Genomic DNA, 14,914 nt, shown 5'->3' with positions numbered 1-14,914 from the left:
GATTCACTGAACCATGCCGATCAATCTCCCCGAGCTGCTGACGCCGATCAGCGATGCGTCGCCCAGCGGCGACGACCTGCTGTTTTCGAACGAATTCGACGCGATCCAGGACGCGCGGCGCTACGACGATCCGACGCTCGACCAGGGCGAATGGGTGACCGAGATCAAGGAGGCCGACTGGGGCTTCGTCGTCGACCATGCGGGCGAGCTGCTGCGCGCGCGCACGAAGGACCTGCGGCTCGCCGTATGGCTGACCGAGGCGCTCGCGCTCGAGGACGGCATCACCGGTCTCACCGAAGGTTATGCGCTGCTCGAGGGCCTGTGCCGCGAGTTCTGGGACAGCGTGCACCCGCTGCCCGAAGGCGACGACACCGAGTACCGGCTCGGCAACGTCGCGTGGCTGGCCGGCCGCACGGCCGAGCTGTTGCGCGCGGTGCCGCTGACGGACGGCGCGTCGAACGCGTTCAGCACGCTCGACTGGGAGGTGGCGCAGCACGTCGCGCAGTCCATCAAGCGCGACCCGGAACACGCGGACGACATCGCGCGCGGCAAGCCGTCGATCGACCAGATCGATGCGTCGCGGCGCGTGACGCCGATCGCGTTCTACACGGCGCTGCTGGCGAACCTGAAGGCGTTCGAATTCGCGCTCGATGCGTTCGAGGAGCGGCTCGTCGAGCGTGCGGGCGATTCGGCGCCGAGCTTCCGGCAGGCGCGCGACGCGTTCGAGACCGTGTACCGGCTCGCCGAGCGCTTTGCGCGCGAGCAGGGCTATACGGGCAGCGCGCCGCACACGCAGGCGGCGCAGCAGGCGCAGCCCGAGCGCATCGAGCCGAGCTTCGGCAATTCGATCCAGACCGAGGAGACCCATGTGCAGTCGCAGACCGCTCCGCGTCCTCCGGTGACGCAGATGATCGCCGGCATCCAGAACCGCGCGCAGGCCGTCGACCAGTTGCGTGCGGTGGCGCGTTATTTCCGCCAGACCGAGCCGCACAGCCCGGTCGCGTATCTCGCCGACAAGGCAGCGGAGTGGGCCGACATGCCGCTGCACAAGTGGCTCGAGAGCGTCGTGAAGGACGACGGCTCGCTGTCGCATATTCGCGAGCTGCTGGGGGTGAGGCCGGACGAGCAGTCGTGAGCGGCGGGCCTTTGACCTGAGAGCGCGGGCACGGCGGGCTCGCGGCATACAAGACATGGATTGACGCATGAACGTGAGCGAACTGGCACAGGCGATCCGTGGTGGCCTGATTCAGCAGGACCGCCTGCTGAAGACGGACATCCCGTCGCTGCCGAACAATGCGCTGGTGCCGCGCCGGGCCGTGATCTGCTCCGAGCTGGGACGCGACTTCAGCGCCGCGCTCGACCTCGTGTCGACCGCGAGCGACATCGAGCTCAAGACACTGATCGCGCAGCCGATCACATTGTGGATCCAGCAGGCGAACCAGTCGTACCTCCCGATCAACGGCTATATCCATACGGCGCGCAGGCTCGGCGCGGATGGCAGCCTGTCGGGCTACCAGCTGACCTTCGCGTCGTGGATGCACTTCCTCAAGTTCCGCAGCGACATGCGGTACTGGCAGGACAAGAGCGTCGATACGATCCTTGCCGACGTGTTCGATACGCATCCGCAGGCCAAGGGGCGGTATCAGTTCGCGCTGTCGAAGCCGCTGCCGTCGCGGTCCTACTGCCGCCAGAGCGAAACCGACTGGAACTTCGTGCATCGCCTGATGGAAGACGAAGGGCTGTTCGGTTTCTGGCGACATAGCGAGGACGGCAGCGCGCACACGCTCGTCATTACCGACGACCTGCACGCGGTCGACGAACTGTCGCCGAATCTTGTCAGGTTCGACCGCTCGGGAACGGGTAGCGAAACCGCCGGTTTCACGCAATGGGCCGCGTCGCGGACCTTGCAGAGTTCCCTGCACACCACACGCACGTTCGATTACAAGTCGCCGTCCTCGGCGGCCAATCCGAACGGCACGACGTTGCCGACGAAGGCCGGCCAGGGCGATCTGCCGAACCAGACGGAAATCTACGAGTACACCGGCGCGTATACGTACGCGGGCCAGGATCGCGGCGAACATCTGTCGAAGATCCGCCTGGAGGAATGGGAGTCGCGCGCGAAGCGCTTCTTCGGCGTGGGCGGCGTGCGCGGGATCGACGCCGGGCGGCGCTTCACGCTGGCGGATCACCCCGAGCACGACCGCGATGCGGCGCAAGACCGGGAATTCGCGGCATTGAAGGTGTCGCGGTACATCGAGAACAACCTGCCGATCTCGGACCACGAAGCGAATTTTCCGCACAGCCTGCAGGATCGGCTGGCACGGGTGAAAGCCGGCCACGGTGACGCAGCCGCATTCGAAGTCGGGCATGACGACGGTTCGGCCGGGTTCTATCTCGTCGAAGTCGAAGCGCAGCGTGCGGCCGTGCCGTATCGCAGCCCGTTCGAGCACCGGAAACCCGCGATGCAGCTCGAAACGGCTGTCGTCGTCGGACCGAAGGGCGAGGAGGTTTATACGGACGAACTGAACCGGATCAAGGTCATGTTCGTCTGGGACCGGCAGAGCGCCGGTCGCGAAAACGCGTCGTGCTGGGTGCGCGTCGTGCAGTCGGATACCGGCGGCGGTTATGGTGGCGTTCATATTCCGCGGGTCGGCGAGGAGGTGATGATCGGCTACATCGGTGGGGACTGCGACCGGCCGATCGTGATGCATCGCGTCTACAACGGCGCCGCCAAGCCGCAGTGGCATAGCGACGGAATCCTGTCGGGCTTCAGGTCGAAGGAGTATGCGGGATCGGGTCACAACGAGATGGTGCTCGACGACGCGACCGGGCAGAACCGTGCGCGCCTGTTCAGCAGCAGCGCGAATTCGCTGCTGCATCTCGGCTATCTGATCGAACAGAGCGGCAACACGCGCGGCGCGTATCTAGGCTCGGGTTTCGATCTGCGCACGGATGCTTACGGTGCGGTGCGCGCGGCACAAGGGCTGTATGTCACGACGCATCCTAAGCAGGCGAACAGCCAGCCGCTCGATGTGAGCGAAGCGCAGCAGCAGCTCGCCAATGCCGACGGGCTGCTCGAGTCGATGTCGCAGGTCAGTGAAATGCATCAGGCCGAAAGCCTCGGTACCGGGCGCGATGCGCTGAAGCAATTCACCGATGCCACGAAGAGCAGCGTGGCGGGTGCGTCGTCGGGCGGCAGGACCGCGGGCGGCGGGACGGGGAGTGCGAATGCTTTCAAGGAGCCGGTGATGCTGTTCGCGAGCCCCGCGGGGATCGGGATGGCGTCGCAGCAGTCGGTGCACCTGTCGGGCGATCAGCAGGCCAACATCGTCAGCGGTCAAAGCACATTCATTACCAGCGGGAAGTCGTTGGTCGCCGGTATCCGGGATCGTATCAGCCTGTTTGCCCAGAATGCCGGGATCAAGCTGTTCGCGGGCAAGGGCAAGGTCGAGATTCAGGCGCATGCGGACAGTATCGAGATGACCGCGCAGAAGGTCGTCAAGATCGTGTCGTCGACCGAGAACGTCGACGTGGCCGCCAAACAGGAGATCTTGCTGACCTCGGGCGGCGCATACGTGCGGATCAAGGGCGGCAACATCGAGATTCACGCGCCGGGGAAGATCGACATCAAGGGTGCCCAGCACGCATTCAGCGGCCCTACGAGCATGCCGTATCCGCTGCCCGCCATGCCGGGCGGCACGTGCAAGCAATGCGTGCTGAATGCGCATAGCGGGCGCGAATCGATGGTCGAGGCGGATTGATGGGTGACGTGAGCAACATCGGCAACGCGGGCGACGGAAGCGATGCAGCCGACATGAGCGAGGCCGTCGACGCCGCGCCGAATCCGCGCGAGCCGGAATGGCCGGTATTTCTGGAGGCGCTGAAGGCGTCGCTGAGGGGCGAGACCCGCGAGGGCCGGCCGATGCGACTGTACGCGCTCGTCGATACGCGCGGTTATCAGGAGCTGGATAAGCAGCTCGTGACGGTGCACGGCCTGCGCTACGCGTCGCTCTGGACGGATACCGGTCTCGACGCCTATACGGATATCGCACCGTACCTGATTGCCTTCGACCGCCAGGCACTCGACGACGAGGGAGGCGAGCAACATCGGCTGCTGCGCCAGCTGTGGCTGGATGCGGTCGATCTGCACGCGGTGACGTGGCTGTGGTCGACGTGGTCGTTCGATGCGCTCGACGCGCATCTGCGCAGATATGTGAAGTACGCGCTGCCGAACGGTCGCGCGTATTACCTGTTCTTCTTCGACAATCACGTATTCGGACGGCTACGGCTGGTGTGGAGCGATACGCAGGCGCAGCAGTTCGTTGCGCCGTTCGGCGAGATCCGCTATCGCAATCGGCGGCTCGAGGAGGTCGTGTGGCGCAACGATGCACCGGCGTCTGTCGGGGCCGCGCAGGCAGGCGATGTGCAGGGCTTGAGCGAGAAGCAGCATGCGCAGCTGATCGAACTCGGCTATCCGGACAAGCTCGTGCTGAAGTTTCGCGAGACGATGGCGGCGGCGGTCGACCACCTGTCCGATGGGGAGCTGTATGAGCAGGTTGTCGAGCAACTCGATCGCGCGGCGGGGCACGGGATCTCCGGCGAAGCGGAGCTGCTGTGCTACGTGGTGATGGGCGTGCAGGTCGCGCCGAAGTTCGACGAGCATCCGGCGGTCAAGGCGAGCCTCGAAGCGGCGTCACGCGGGGAAACCGGCGTCGATACTGCGCTGATGGCGATCGATGATGCCACGTGGGATGCGATTCGCGATGCGCATGAGCGGGAATTGCTGGAGGCGCGCAGTGGCGTGGCGTAGGTCGGTGGCGGCGGTGGGCCTGGTTGCGGTGGCTTTGAGCGCGTGCGGGAAATCGGAGCCGGTGTATAGCGGGATTTCGGTGATGGGCCGGAATTATCTGCCGTACAACATGAGCGGCTTTACCATCACCGATGCGTTCGGCAACAAGGCGAGCGGAGGCGGGGACGATCCGCCGGGTGCGGGGGGCGGTAGCATGAAATGTTGCTACAAGCTCAAGGGCACGGAATTTGTCGTCAAGTGGAATTACTACGATGTCGACCAATGGCACAAAGGGGACAAGCAGATGTTCCGCAGCGAGACGAAAGTGTCGATGCCGCAGTCTCAGTTGCCCGACGAGGTGGGTTCCCGGATTCTCGAGGTGCACTTCTTCCCGGACCGGCATGTCGAGTTCCAGCTTCCCGGCAAGATGCTTGATGATGCACGCCTGCCGATTGTCGATGTTGTGAGATGGATGACGCAGTATCAGGCGCAACTGGACAAGCGATACGACGAGCGCGAAGACCAGCAGTTTCGCCGGATCGCTCGTATCGTTGCGTCTGCATGGTTGAAATACCGGTTGACGGACCGTGACGATCTTGAGCAATACACGTACTTCAGTCTGCTCGTAAACAGCCGATTCGATGCCCATCTCGAGATTCAACGCGGCTTGCAGGCAGCGGCCGGTCGGCCGGGTGCGTTCGCAAGGGCGATGCATTCGCTGCCGAAGAATGTGCTGTCTGCGTTGACGAGTAACAACTTCGAGCCCGTGACTGTCCCGCCGATTCTTGACGGTTTGCTACCGCCACCGCGTGCGCCGGAGGCGAGGCATGGCTGAGCCGGGTACATTTGATCAAGATCGTGGGCAGTTACCAACCCGCATTACACGCAAGACGGAATTCGAATCGTGTGCGAAGGTGGTCGAGTCACGCACGCAAACAGACACCTCCTCGCCGCGGTACGGTGTACGAGGTATCGCTCAGAAGGGAAACATCGATGCATAGAGGAACGAGGTTTTCGCGTCTAACGGGTCGTGCTCTCGCGACTTGCCTGTTATTAGTGGCCGTGACGGCTTGCGGCAAATCGGAACCGACGTACAGCGGGATTTCGGTCATGGGCCGGAATTATCTGCCCTACAACATGAACGGCTTCACCATCATTGACACTTATGGCAACAAGGCGAGCGGTGGCGGAGATGATCCGCCCGGCGCCGGTGGGGGGAGCGTCACGTGCTGCTACAAGCTCAAGGGCACTCAGTTCACGGTCAAATGGAAGTATTACGACGCAGATCGGTGGACGATGGACGACTCGCATGCGCAGCAAGTCGAGACAAAGGTCGTGATGCCACCGTCGACCATCCCCGAGAAGGTCGGTAGTCGCATTCTCGAAGTTCATTTCTATCCTGATCATCACGTCGAGTTCCAGTTTCCCGGCGAACTTCTGGATGAGTCGCGCATTCCGATCGTGGATGTTTCCCGATGGATGGCGACTCATTATCAGGAGCAACTGGACAAGAAATTCGACGACACGGATGGGCAGTCGCATCGTCGCATTGCGCGTGCAGTGGTCTCGGCGTGGCTGAAATACCAACTGACCGACCGGAACGATCTCGAGCAGTATGCTTACTTTAGCCTGCTCGTGAACGGTCGATTCGATGCTCATCCGGAGGTACAGCGTGTCTTGCGGGCAGCCGCCGGAAATCCTGGTGCGTTTGCAAATTCGATGCAATCGCTACCCAAGAACGTACTCGCTGAATTGGCGAGCGACAAGTTCAGGCCGGTTGCCGTGCCTGCGGTCCCTAGCGGCTTATTGCCACCGCAGCGCGTAGAGGAGAAGTAGCATGGCTGAGAGAATCAAGCTCGATCCGGATGACGCGACACCGATGTCCACATACATGCAGCTTGTCTGCCAGGATGCAAGCATGTATCCGAAAGGTGATTGCTTGCCATGTGGCGCAACAATTCGCATGGGGTTTTTCTTCGATGCGTTTGGTAGAAGTCGTGATATCGACGACAAGTCGAGCTCTCACTACTCGAATATCTGTCGTTTGTGGGAGGCGCACCGGGACAACGATGACAGGCATCGGCCGGTTAACCAGTTCTGGTACCGCTTCTATTATTCAGGACTGGGTACGCCGCTCAACGAGTCGGCCAAGTCCAATGACTGGGTCAATGCGGGTGTAGCCGCAGCCAAGATGGTGGGCAAGAAGGCGCTGAGCGGAGCGGAGTCGGTTGCCGAGTCGTTCACGCGCGTCAATACGCCAATCAAGCAGGCCAGCGTGAAAAAGCGTGTCGACGACGTGAAGAAGCAGTTCCTCGAGGGGGATTTTTCACTTCGGCCAATTGCGAAGGCGTTTGAGGATCTCCGGAAGGATATTGAACATATTCCCGCTCAGGCACGACGTGTCATGAATGTATTGAATGCGTCACCGGAACGGTACTGGGAGCGGACCAAGGCGACCGGAACGCTGCTGTGGCGCAACGCCAAGAACGACTTCAAGAACAACGTCAAGGGAACGCCGATGAAGGCGGCATGGGCGGTTGCACGCAGCCTTTTCGTTGGCATAGCGATGGAGAATGTGCCGATCGTACGCGACAATTCCGTCATGGCCGAAGCGTTCGGAACGGGCGTTGATACCCGGTTGATCGCAGCCAAGGACCAGTTCGAAGCTGCGTACAAGGCAGTCAAGAAGCAGATGCCGAAGGTTCGGGTCATCGAGGTATCGGTGTTTGGCGCGGACCGGGGCTGCGTGCTCGCACGTGCGTTCATCAACGACCTGGCGGAGAAATACAGGCGCAGGGACGATACGGATCTCGCTATTGACGGCGTATCGATCCAGATCAAGTTTGTCGGTCTGCTCGATGCCGTTTCGTCGGTCATGTCGGAAGAGGCCGGCGAGCTGATTGGCATGGTGCCGTATCTGGGGATGCTCAAAACCAGCTATAAGGATCGCTCCCTCGGCATACCGGCTAGTGTGCAGCGCTGTGTTCATTTTGCCGCCGCGCACGAGATGCGCTTTTATCAGCGTCTCGACAGTATCGAGAAAACTCGTGGCGAACAGTTCCTTTATCCAGGCACGAGCTGCGATGTCGTGGGCGGTGCGCCCAACGGTTCACTTGGCTTCAACGCCGAACTGATGCGGATTCCTCTGCGAGACATGCTGTTGGAAGCGTTGAAGGCAGGTGCCGTCATGGACACGATGGAAGACCTGCGGGACAAGAAGCCTGACACCTTCCGGAAATTCACGATCGCCCAACCCATCAACTGCGACGGCAAGCAGTACCGTATCAAGCAACTCGTCGACGCCTACCGCGCCCTCATCCCCCGCAAACCCGGCGTCGACTTCGTCGCACATTCGAAAATATTCCTGCGCTGGATCGCGGCCCGCTACCAGGACCCCGAGTTCCGTCGCACGATGTCCGATCCGGTTACCGACTGGAAGCGAAACACGGCCGACGCCGACCTGCAGCGCAAGACGGCGAAATCGCAGCTCGACTGGGAGCTGCAGCGGCAGGGGATCAACATGAGCATGCTGGCCAGCCGCAGCCCGGCCGATCAGGCGACGCTGCGGGGGATGAAGGCGGCCAGCGATGCGGCGCAGAAGCGCTACGAAAAGCTGATCGCGGAAGCGCCGAAGGACTACACGACCGTGTGGGAGCGACTTCACAAGGAGTCGGAAAAGATGTTGCGCCGCGCGTCCTATCAGGACGGCCTGCGGCAATCCGCGGAGCGCATTCGGAACATGCCCGACACATGGGATTCCAACAACAAGGCGAGCGCGGACGCGGTTGAGGCGACCATGCTGCCCGAAGCCCAGATGGAGCTCGTGTCGGCCTGGAAGGAAGGGATCGAAGGCAAGCGCCCGCTTCCGCCGGACGTGATGGCGTTGTTCGACATGCTCGTCCACGATACGTTGCTGACGAGCTGGCAGGACCACGTGCTCGCGCCGTCGCTGTACTTTCGCACGCGGGACAAGGACGAATTCGGCTCGTCCGATATCGAAAAGGAAGCCAAGAAGCGCAAGAAGGACGATCTTGCCGCCGCGCGTATCGACCAGGCAGCCAAGCAAAGCCAGGAGTGGGCGAGGGGCTACAAGGGGGGCGCAACCCCCACCCATTGAGGGCCGTTCACTGCAAAAGAAAACGGGCGGCAGCATCGCTGCTGTCGCCCGTCGTGTGCTGTGCTGCCCCGCAAAGGAGCAGCCGATCGATTGGTTACTGCCCCACCCGGAACTCGATCCTCCGATTCCTCGCCCTTCCATCCGCCGTATCGTTCGGCGCGATCGGCTGATCCGGCCCGACGCCGGTCGTCGTCATCTGCTGCGGCGGGATGCTCTTCGTGATCAGGTAACCCTTCACCGCGTCCGCGCGCGCCTGGCTCAGCGCGATGTTCGACGTCCGGTTCCCCGAGTTGTCGGTGTGGCCGATGATGTCGACCGTGCGGTTCTGCATCTTCGCGAGCGCGGCCGCCATCTGGTCGAGGATCAGCCTGCCCTGCGGCGTCAGCGTCGCGCTGCCGGTCTCGAACTCGATCGTCCGGTTCGCGAGCGTCTGGTCGAGCACGCCCTGCTCGGACGCCGACACGCGCAGCCCGTTCTTGATCGTGTAGGTCGGGTTCAGCGTGTTCGCCATGTCGCTCGCGAGCTGCTGGCGCTGCGCCTCGTTGTGCACCTCGCCCTTCATCTCGATCTGCGTGCCGTTGATCTTCAACTGCCCCTTGCTGATCTGCTTGAGCTGCGCGCCGAGCAGCTTCTGCACGTTCGCGCTCCAGTTCGGCGGCGTCGCGACGTCGCCGACCTCGATCTGGTCGACGACGTTCGTCGCGCCGTAGGTATCGCGCAGCTTCTGCAGCACGGCGGCCTTGGTCGCCTCGTCGGGCACCTTGCCGCCGACGACGACCTGGCCAGGCGCCGCGTTCGCGGGCGGCGGCGTGATCGTGCCGGCCGTGCCGTGCACCACCGTGCCGGACGCGGTCGCAGGCGCGGCGCCGGGATTCGTGTTCGACGACGGCAGCGCGGTCGTCGCGACCGTGCCGTTGCCGACCGGCGTGACGGTCGCGCCGGTGTTCTGCGCGAAGGCTGCGCCGCTGGCAACGAGGCCGGCGGCGAAAAGAGCAATGACGGTGGAGCGGGCGGGCGAGAGCCGCGGGCGCCGGGCGTGAATCGTGCGATGCATCCCGTCAGCCTCCGATGAACGCTTCGCGGAACGCGTCGATGGCGACGCGCAGCGAGAGTTGCGGTTGGTCGAGGTAGCTGACGAGCTTGCTGATCTGGTGATCGTTTTGCGCATGGGCGTCGATCCACTCGGGATCGTCGATGTCGATGTTGTGGGCGGCGTAGGTCTGCGGATCGACAACGCTCAGCAGCGTCTTCGCCGACGCGCCGTTGAAGCCGATGATCAGGCGTTCGCGTTCGGCGATCGAGCCGATGAAGATCGCGAGCTCGAAGTCGGCCTGCGCGACGAACGGCGCGATCAGTTCGAGCCAGAACGCGGCGACGAGGCTGCGGTAGAACGGATCGACCGGCAGCGGCAGCGTGAGGCCGCGCTCGATGTGCGACGAGCCGCTTTGCATCACCGGCCGCAGCAGCGAGCCGAGCGCGAGCATCGCGCCGCGCAGCCGCACGGGGTGGCCGCTTTCGAGCAGCATCTGCTGCAGGCCGTACAGCGACTGGTGTTCGACGAAATCGTTGAAGGTGCCGTCATGCGACGTGCCCGGGCCGCCGACGTCGATCGGCACCTGCGTGTCGCCGAGCGCCTGCAGCGCGCCGGGCGGCTCTTCCTTGCCGAGCAGCGGCGGAATCTGCGTGGCGACGCGCGACCACAGCCGCGCGAACGCGAGCGGGCTGCGCGCGAGGAACGCGAGCGGCCGGTCGACCTCGAGCGCGGTTGCACCGAGGAACGGGAAGCGGCGCATCGACACGTCGTGGCTCGCGACCATGTGGCCCGCGATCGCGAGCTTGCTGCGCGAGCCGAGGAACGCGAAATGCATCGGCTTCGCATCCTCGTAGACGAGCTTCCAGCGCGGGTCTTCCGCGAGCAGTTCGAGCGCCTGCGCGATCCAGCGATCGAGCGTCTGCAGCAACTGCGGATTGTGCGGGCTCTTCACGAAGTCGCCGCGCGACGGAATCTTGCCGAAGTAGGCGATTTGCGCCTGTACGGTTTGCGTCATTGCGCCCCCTGTGCATTCGTTGCGTTGGCGGCCGCGATGGCCGGCGCTGCGCCCGGCGTGCCCGTGCCGGACTGGGTCGCGTTCTGCGCGGCGCCCGCGCTCGCGTCGGCGACCGACGACGGCAGTTGCAGGCCGCGCAGGCTCTGCTGCTGCGGCTGGTCGCCGCCGCCGCCCGTCGGTTGCGACGTGCTGATGATGCGCATCGTCACCGACACGTTCACGCTGCCCTGTACCCACGTCAGGTCGAAGGTGCCGTCCGGACGGCGCTTGCGCTGCGCCGAGTTGATCAGCTTCTCGAGGCCGTAGCGGCCCGGCTCGTTGACGAGCTGCACCGTGCGGCCGTCGAAGGTCGTCGCGGACAGCGTCGCGCCCGGCGAGCCCTGCGGGTTCGGCCACACGAAGTTGGTCCACTGCGGCGGCGTGTTGCGGTAGCGCAGTTGCTGCCCGTCGATCGCGATCGTGTATTCCGTCGTGCCCGTGCTCGGCTGCGGCAGGATCTGGAACACCGTCTGCGGCTCGGACGCCGCGGCCGCGCCGCCTGCCGCCCCGCCCGCGAGCGGTGCGACCCAGCGCGCGAAGCCGTTCGTGAAGTCCGGCGTGAGCCCGATGCCCATGTCGCCCCACGTGCGGGCGGCGAGCGTGTCGCCGCGGCGCACCGCGAGCGGCCCGAGCGTCGTGCCGACGAACTTCGCGATCGAGCCGTCTGGACCGAACACCTGCGCGATCTCGCCGGCGCCGGCCTCGACCTTCGCGTTGGCCGCGAACGGGTACTTCGTCGCGAGCGAGTTCTGGAACGGCTGGTAGACCTGCGCGTTCCACACCTTGTTGACTTCGGCGCTGGCCGGCTGGATCACGACCGCGAACGCCTGCATCAGCGGCCGCACGAGCAGCGGACGCAGCGACTTGCGTTGCGAATCGGTGAGGCCCGTCAGCATCTGCTCGTCGACGAGCTTCAGCGACTCGGCGAGTTCCGAACCGTTGCCGTCGAGCGTCTGCTGCATCAGCTGGCGCGCGCCGGGGCCCGGGTCGCCCTGGTTCTTGATCACGTTGAAGCGGGTCCGGACCTTCGACAGCGAATCCATGTAGCCCTTGAGCATCGACGTGCCGTCATGCGTCGCGACGATCCGCGCGAGGCCGATGAACTCCTGGCCGACCGGACCCATCGGCACCTCGGCCGGATTGCCGTTGATGTCGATGTTGGCGGCCGCCATTTGGCCGGCCTGCGAGCGCGAGAACAGTTGCTTGACCCAGTTCACGACGCCCGTCTGCGCCTTCTTGATCGTCACGTTCGCGAGCGACGGGTTGTCCCACGACGTCTGGTCGTACGCGGTCTCGAGGATCTTGCGGATCGGCGAATCCTGCGGGTCGCCGAGGCGGTTCATCCCGTCGACGGCTTGGCCGAAGCTGCTGAAGCCCTGCACCGCGATGCCCTGCATGAACTTCTGCCAGTGCTGCGCGTACTCGGTCTTGTACATGCCGACCAGCGTCTTCTGGATCTGCTCGGGGCTGCCCTCGAGCGTCAGGTCGTCCTGCGTCGACGTGTTCAGCACCCAGTCCTTCGCCTGCAGTTCCTTGGTCGCCGCGTCGCGGATCGCCGGCTGCACGTAGTCGAACCACGCTTCGCGCGTGAACGTGCCCGGAATCGCGTAGCTGCCGGCCACCAGCCCCTGGTTGCCGTCGCCGACGATGCGCGCGATGGTCATCGGCGCGAAGCGGGTCGATGCGCGCGCCTTGATTTCCTCGTAGACGCGCTGGCGGGCCGGCATCCCGCGCACCACGCGGCGCAGGTTCTCGCGGGTCTGGTCGACGAGCGCGAGGTTCGCGTCGATCATCGGCCAGTCGTTGTCGTTCACGCGGGCGAGGTAGAACGAGATCATGCGCTCCGCGCTCCTGATCATCTCGTCACGCGGCATGTTGCCGCGATTCGTCTCGAGCCAGCCGCGCCAGAAGCGGGCGAGCTGGTCGGTCAGGTGCGCCTGCTCGACGTGGCGCTTGTCGGACAGCATCAGGTACGTCTTGAGCGCGTTGTACGCGTCCTGCACGTTGGTCGGCGACGCGTCGCTGTAGAGGCCGCCCTGCGGTGCGGCCGGCTGTTGCGGCGCGGCGGCCGGCGCGGTGCCGGACGCGGCCAGTGCGGCACCGGCCTGCGGTGCGGCGCCTGCCGGGTTCGTCGAGACCGGCATCGTGCCGCCCTGCACGGCGCCCGATTCGGGCGGGCGGGTCATCGGCACGAGCTGCTCGGGGTGCGCGTTCACGTCCTTCATGAACGACGCGAGGTTCTGCGACACGGGGGCCAGCAGGATCTGGCGCACGCCGTTGTAGTACTCGGTCAGCAGGTGCTGCTCGAGACGGTCGCCCTGGTACAGGCCGAGCGACACCGACAGCGGCTTGTCGCGGCGGAACTGCTCGAGCTGCTCGATCCGGTCTTCGAGGATGTCCATCGCCTGCAGGCGCGACTGCAGGTCGTTGCGGCCCTGCTGCAGGCGCGTGACGTTGTCGAGGTCGGCCTGCACGTTCGAGACCAGCTGCTGGTTGCCGATCGTCGACCAGGTCCAGCCGCCGAGCGCGAGTGCGAGCGCCGCGACGAAGCCGAAGAAGGTCGCGTAGCGCAGCCGCGTCTTGGTCGGGCTGGCGAACTGGCGCACCGTCTGGCGGTCCGCGAAGATCACCTTCGAGAACAGGTCGCGCAGGAAGAAGCCGTTCTTCGAGAACGCGCTGTGCGGCTTCGGCAGCGCGGTCGCGTCGAGGCCGAAGCGGTGCGCGATGCGCTGCGCGGCCGCGCTGTTGGTTTCGCCTTCCTGCAGCGCGCTGGTGAAGTAGAAACCGCGGAAAATCGGCTTGTACTGGAACGGGTTGTTCTCGAACAGCGTCGCGAGGAACGCGCGCAGCGACGGCTTGATCGTCGAGAATTCGAGCGGGAAGCTCAACTGGCCCGGCGACAGCTGGTTGCCGCGCGACAGCGACAGCTGCGCGACGCTGATCTCCTTCAGCCCTTCGTAGAGTTCCTCGAAGTGCGTGTCGAACTGCGCGACGACGTCGCGCTTGTCGTCGGGCTCGTAGGGCAGCGTGGCGCCCCACACGCGGTCGTACTCGTGCTTGTCGCTGCTGCTGAAGAATTCGGTGAAGCCGGTGATCAGGTCGGCCTTCGTGAACATCACGTAGACCGGCGCGAACACCTCGAGCTTTTCCGTCAGCTCCTGAACGCGCTGGCGAAGGTTTTTCGCGAGGTTGATCGCGAATTCGGGGCGGTTGCCGGTGAGTTCGGCGATGCTCGCGGTGACGATGATGCCGTTGATCGGCGCCTTCGGGCGATAGCGCTTGAGCAGGCCGAGGAAGCCGAGCCACTCGCTGCGGTCTTCCTCGTGCACCGAATAGCGGCCGGCCGTGTCGAGCAGGATCCCTTCGGTCGTGAAGAACCAGTCGCAGTTGCGTGTACCGCCGATGCCGTGGATCACGGCGCTGTTCTTGTCCGCGAACGGGAACTGCAGGCCGGAATTGAGCACGGCGCTGCTCTTGCCCGCGGCCGGGTTGCCGATCACGATGTACCACGGCAGTTCGTAGAGCGCGGAGCCGCCCGAGACCTGGCCGATCTTCGACGTCTTGATCGTCTTCACCGCGTCCGACAGGCGCGTGCGCAGCACGTCGAGGTCGGCCGTCTTCGCGTCGGGCGCGAGCGCGGCGGCGGCGGGTGCGGCGATCTTGCCGGTTTCCGCCTGCTCTTCCAGCACCTGGCCGAGCTGCTGGTTCGCGCGCTTCACGCGCCAGCGGCGCCACAGCGCGACGACGAGCCACAGCGCGAGGATCGCCGCGAAGGCGATCGCCGCCCACAGGAGCGGCAGCTGCAGCATGTCGGCAACGATGAAGAGGATGGCCGCTAGCGCGACGATCCCGACGATCGAGAGCGTACGCGGATGAGTCAGCACGTTGAGGATGCGTTGCATAGGACGTTCAGGTTCCGGT

Annotated in this window: 9 protein-coding genes; 6 read left to right on the top strand and 3 right to left on the bottom strand. The window is 64.6% G+C overall.

What is annotated here, in order from left to right; all coding sequences use genetic code 11:
- Positions 1-13 precede the first annotated feature (13 nt).
- The 6 genes from tssA (at position 14) to AC3WLY_RS25805 (ending at position 8,906) form a co-directional block, all read left to right on the top strand.
- Positions 14-1,135: a type VI secretion system protein TssA gene (tssA, locus tag AC3WLY_RS25830; RefSeq protein ID WP_492308819.1), complete on the top strand. Its 1,122-nt coding sequence runs from the start codon at positions 14-16 to the stop codon at positions 1,133-1,135.
- A gap of 67 nt (positions 1,136-1,202) precedes the next feature.
- Positions 1,203-3,761: a type VI secretion system Vgr family protein gene (locus tag AC3WLY_RS25825; RefSeq protein WP_492308820.1), complete on the top strand. Its 2,559-nt coding sequence runs from the start codon at positions 1,203-1,205 to the stop codon at positions 3,759-3,761.
- The gene (locus AC3WLY_RS25820) at positions 3,761-4,810 is read left to right on the top strand and encodes a DUF4123 domain-containing protein (protein ID WP_492308821.1); all 1,050 of its coding nucleotides are present in this window, start codon (positions 3,761-3,763) and stop codon (positions 4,808-4,810) included. Before AC3WLY_RS25825 ends, AC3WLY_RS25820 begins: the two co-directional genes overlap by 1 nt.
- Positions 4,797-5,624 (top strand): DUF3304 domain-containing protein, encoded by an 828-nt coding sequence (locus tag AC3WLY_RS25815; protein ID WP_492332729.1) that lies wholly within the window; start codon positions 4,797-4,799, stop codon positions 5,622-5,624. The genes AC3WLY_RS25820 and AC3WLY_RS25815 overlap by 14 nt, the downstream gene beginning before the upstream one ends.
- A gap of 158 nt (positions 5,625-5,782) precedes the next feature.
- Positions 5,783-6,625, top strand: a complete 843-nt coding sequence (locus tag AC3WLY_RS25810) for a DUF3304 domain-containing protein (RefSeq protein WP_492308823.1) — start codon at positions 5,783-5,785, stop codon at positions 6,623-6,625.
- 1 nt (position 6,626) lies between these two features.
- Complete coding sequence (locus tag AC3WLY_RS25805; protein WP_492308824.1) at positions 6,627-8,906, top strand: hypothetical protein; 2,280 nt, start codon at positions 6,627-6,629, stop codon at positions 8,904-8,906.
- A 94-nt stretch (positions 8,907-9,000) separates the two neighbouring features.
- Here AC3WLY_RS25805 and AC3WLY_RS25800 read toward each other — a convergent pair whose 3' ends face one another.
- The 3 genes from AC3WLY_RS25800 to tssM are packed head-to-tail and all read right to left on the bottom strand — an operon-like array spanning position 9,001 to position 14,895.
- Positions 9,001-9,960, bottom strand: coding sequence for an OmpA family protein (locus AC3WLY_RS25800; protein ID WP_492308825.1), 960 nt, complete (start codon positions 9,958-9,960; stop codon positions 9,001-9,003).
- A 4-nt stretch (positions 9,961-9,964) separates the two neighbouring features.
- A complete protein-coding gene (gene tagF / locus AC3WLY_RS25795) occupies positions 9,965-10,954 on the bottom strand; it encodes a type VI secretion system-associated protein TagF (protein WP_034183687.1) in 990 nt (329 codons plus the stop codon).
- Entirely contained in the window at positions 10,951-14,895 is a 3,945-nt protein-coding gene (gene tssM, locus AC3WLY_RS25790) for a type VI secretion system membrane subunit TssM (RefSeq protein ID WP_492308826.1), read from the bottom strand. The genes tagF and tssM overlap by 4 nt, the downstream gene beginning before the upstream one ends.
- Positions 14,896-14,914 lie beyond the last annotated feature (19 nt).

It is taken from the genome of Burkholderia sp. FW306-1C-G01B, assembly GCF_058781685.1.
Note: the sequence above shows the minus strand (reverse complement) of the source record. Positions and strands in the feature narration are given on the sequence as shown.

Excerpts from the sequence above, each read along its gene's own strand:
- AC3WLY_RS25800 (WP_492308825.1), bottom strand. The coding sequence starts at position 9,960 with ATGCATCGCACGATTCACGCCCGGCGCCCGCGGCTCTCGCCCGCCCGC.
- AC3WLY_RS25825 (WP_492308820.1), top strand. The coding sequence starts at position 1,203 with ATGAACGTGAGCGAACTGGCACAGGCGATCCGTGGTGGCCTGATTCAG.
- AC3WLY_RS25810 (WP_492308823.1), top strand. The coding sequence starts at position 5,783 with ATGCATAGAGGAACGAGGTTTTCGCGTCTAACGGGTCGTGCTCTCGCG.
- tssM (WP_492308826.1), bottom strand. The coding sequence starts at position 14,895 with ATGCAACGCATCCTCAACGTGCTGACTCATCCGCGTACGCTCTCGATC.
- AC3WLY_RS25820 (WP_492308821.1), top strand. The coding sequence starts at position 3,761 with ATGGGTGACGTGAGCAACATCGGCAACGCGGGCGACGGAAGCGATGCA.
- AC3WLY_RS25805 (WP_492308824.1), top strand. The coding sequence starts at position 6,627 with ATGGCTGAGAGAATCAAGCTCGATCCGGATGACGCGACACCGATGTCC.
- tssA (WP_492308819.1), top strand. The coding sequence starts at position 14 with ATGCCGATCAATCTCCCCGAGCTGCTGACGCCGATCAGCGATGCGTCG.
- tagF (WP_034183687.1), bottom strand. The coding sequence starts at position 10,954 with ATGACGCAAACCGTACAGGCGCAAATCGCCTACTTCGGCAAGATTCCG.